Raw genomic sequence first — 3,276 nt, 5'->3', positions numbered from 1 at the left:
GTGTAAGTCCTCGGACATCCGATGTAAATCAAATTTCTCTTTATAGTGAAGTTCAATCCATTCGATCATCTGCATGGCCGTATGAGAATAACGTGGTCTCAACCTGTCTTCAAGCCCGTCATGCAACTTTTTTCTAACAGGTTCAATCCCTTGAAGAATAGCTAAAAGCGATAAAACGAATTCCTCCTGCTGTTTATGAATGGGTAGACGCGCCAACCTCTGGTGGAGTCGCTCAAATAAAGCTGCCACATGCTGCTGATCCCCTATAGCCTGACGTAGTAACGGCTGCTTCCAGAGGATATTGTACCATTGGCGAATTCCGCTGAAAGCGAGCAGAGCAGCATCCAGCTTATAGGGATCAAACATGAGGATGGACCGGATGAACGGTCCCTTCATATGAATCCGGTGCAATTGAAATGGCTGAAATACAAGCAGTGTACCAGGTTCAATAGGGAAAACCTGCTTATTCACCTCGACACGGCCATTCCCCTCGTAGACATACAGGAACTCCATGCAAGGGTGAGCATGGTATATTTCCCACGTGAGTTTACGGCTAATCTTGTAATGGTTCAGGTGGAACGGTTCTTTTCTAACATCTACATTCGTGCTTAGCTTCAATCGCGATCCCTCCAAATGTTGGAATGAAATGGCAGCCTTTTGCGTGAGCACACTATACCACATTCAACCTTCCAACAATTGTGTAAAACCTAGCCTTACCAGTGTTTTTTATAGGCAAAAAAAACTGCACTTGCTCCCCTCGCAAATGATGAGGATCGCAGGTACAGGTTTTTCGTTTATTTGTTTCGTTTATCAGTTTCGTTTATTCGCACTGTAAGTTAAGCCTTTGCTTTTACCGCTACCGCTTCGATTTCGATCAGCCAGTCAGAACTGACGAGACCTGCCACGCCAACCGTGGAACGCGCCGGTTTAACTGGATTTGCTTCTGTACCGAAGAATTGGGCATAAGCATCAAACCAGCCTTGATAATCAAACTTATTGTCTTTGGCGGCATCAGCTGTTACATAGACCCGCAGATAGGCAACATCGGCAAGCGTTAAACCTTTCTCCTTCAATTGCTTTTCGATCTCCTTCAAAATCCCGATACCTTGCGTTTTGGTATCCCCATAACGCTCATAGATCGTTTTGCCTTCTTTATTAATAACTGGCGGTACGGTACCGCTTGTGAACAAATAGGAGGAGCCAGCCGGGACGGATACGCCCGCAGCAATTGAAGAGCTCGGATTGCCGTAGAACTCAACTTCGTTAATAGGTTCAGCTGTATATTTATTCGTCTTTTCAGCTCCCGCTGCATAAGCGCTAACACAAATGAGACATGAACCTATGGTGACAGCTGCAATTGTTTTCACTTTTTTAGTTAAGATCATCGTTCATCGCTCCCTTTGTCTACTCTTTCATGACGCGCTCATGAATCTCGGTGACTACTTTTCTAGCAGACTCAATAGCACCTGCTTGCCAAGCGGTAATATAGCTGATGTGCTCCCCTGCCAAATAAATACGGCCGTCCGGCTTGCATAAAGTCGGATAGTAGGTTTTACGATCATCTGCCGTATATGAAGCCCATCCACCCAGATTATACTTGATCTTCTTCCAGTCGATAGAGAACGAAGCTTCGAATTCTTTAGGATATTGCGGATGAATCTTGGCGCCTTGGCTTATTGCATAATCTTCACGCTGGGCCGGTGTCATTTTACCTAGTTTATCCGCATTTCCACCGAAGGCGTAGTAGCCGAGCAGAAGCCCTTTTTTGGCAAAATAATCCGTAGGCGGGTAATAGATGCTGGAAATATCCATATTCGTCAGCGTGCTTCCGCCGTAGATGAATTCATCTTCCTCCCAGAAGCGACGTTTGAATTGAAGACCGATTTTACCAGCTGATGCATAAGCAATCTTGGAAATAGCGGTCCTCATTTCAGCGGAAAAATCAGCCTTAATATCGTTGAGAACAGGGAGCGGAATAGTACAGATACAGAAGTCTCCTGAAACCTCTTTGCTAGCACCTGTATTCAAATCTTTATACAGRATGCGCACGCCTTCGGATGATTGTTTGATTTCTTGCACTTCGGAATGGAACTCAATTTTGTCACTGACACGCTTCTCAAAAGCTTTGGCAATCATATCCATCCCGCCAACCGGGTGGAACATCATCATTTGCTGATCATAAGAGTATTCACTGCTAAAAAATTGTCCAAAACCGGAATTAATGATGGCCTTTAAGCTGAATGGATCTTTCCGGACGCCGGAGTCGAATTTACCGCCTGGCTCCTCGGTGTATCCGGCCCGCTCCGAACCTTTATAGAACAGATCCGCATTAAGATCCCCTTCGGTTTTCAAGTACGCGACAAGCTTCGCTTTCTCTTCCGTTGTTAGAGGGAGATCCAGCGCCTTCTGATTCACAGCTTTCGCCAGCATTTCCGCAACATACCCTCTTACGTCTGCTTTGGCTTGGCGCTTCGGAATTTTCACACCTGATAATTCGCCAACATTTTCATTGTAATAGTAGCCACTTTCGTTCACATTGTTAAAAGGCTCGATCGCTACGCCAAATTTACGGGCATAATCCAAAACACTGAAAAGTGCGGCTGACCCTCCTACTTTTCCGACTGTAGTCAAAAATTGTCTACGTGTAATTTGATCTTCTTTCATCGGTGTCTTCTCCATGCTCCCATCTCCTCGTTCGTGTTTGGATAAACCGCACATTAAACATACCAACGGAAAATGGTTTCGTCATTAGTTTGTGTAAGGTTACATTACATAAATTAAACTTATACCAGGATAAAAATGGATTATTTGATCTGTTTTTGCCGAAATGATAGAGTTTACTTATGTTTACGTCACTTATATGTTAGTTTAACTTACATAATTGGAGGTTGGATGACGATGATAACGAAGATGACGCAAAAGAAAGTGATACAAATTGGAGTGGTCAGTGAATTAACCGGGTTATCGGAGAGGCAAATTCGCTACTACGAGGATCGGAAGCTTATTTTTCCGGAGAGGAGCAAAGGTGGCGTGCGCAAATATTCTTTCGAGGATATCCAACTGATTATGGACATTCACATGAAAATGTCGGACGGCTTCCACACCGTTGAGCTCAAGCGCATGTTGGCAGGTTCGTAAGGCAAACTGAGAGTTGGAGGTGCCTTCTATGCAATTAAAAGAAATGATGTCACTGGTTGATCATTTATCCGAACTCCGAACTCGCATTATTCGAGTTTTGGTCGTCCTTGTTCTTACCATGATTGGCGGCTTTATCGC

General features: G+C 44.4%; 4 protein-coding genes. 1 reads left to right on the top strand and 3 read right to left on the bottom strand.

The window, feature by feature from the left end; genetic code table 11:
- From AC1DUA_RS35070 to AC1DUA_RS35060, 3 genes are all read right to left on the bottom strand, one after another.
- A partial coding sequence (locus AC1DUA_RS35070) for a cupin domain-containing protein (RefSeq protein WP_477504132.1) occupies positions 1-618 on the bottom strand: 618 nt, incomplete at its 3' end.
- Positions 619-836: 218 nt separating this feature from the next.
- Complete coding sequence (locus AC1DUA_RS35065) at positions 837-1,385, bottom strand: RidA family protein (protein ID WP_477504131.1); 549 nt, start codon at positions 1,383-1,385, stop codon at positions 837-839.
- 19 nt (positions 1,386-1,404) lie between these two features.
- Positions 1,405-2,679 (bottom strand): flavin monoamine oxidase family protein, encoded by a 1,275-nt coding sequence (locus AC1DUA_RS35060; protein ID WP_477504130.1) that lies wholly within the window; start codon positions 2,677-2,679, stop codon positions 1,405-1,407.
- Positions 2,680-2,910: 231 nt separating this feature from the next.
- Here AC1DUA_RS35060 and AC1DUA_RS35055 point away from each other — a divergent pair, with 231 nt between their 5' ends.
- Positions 2,911-3,138, top strand: coding sequence for a MerR family transcriptional regulator (locus tag AC1DUA_RS35055; RefSeq protein ID WP_477504133.1), 228 nt, complete (start codon positions 2,911-2,913; stop codon positions 3,136-3,138).
- Positions 3,139-3,276 lie beyond the last annotated feature (138 nt).

This window comes from Paenibacillus sp. 01T422, assembly GCF_056398785.1.
This window is presented reverse-complemented; position numbering and strand designations above follow the sequence as displayed.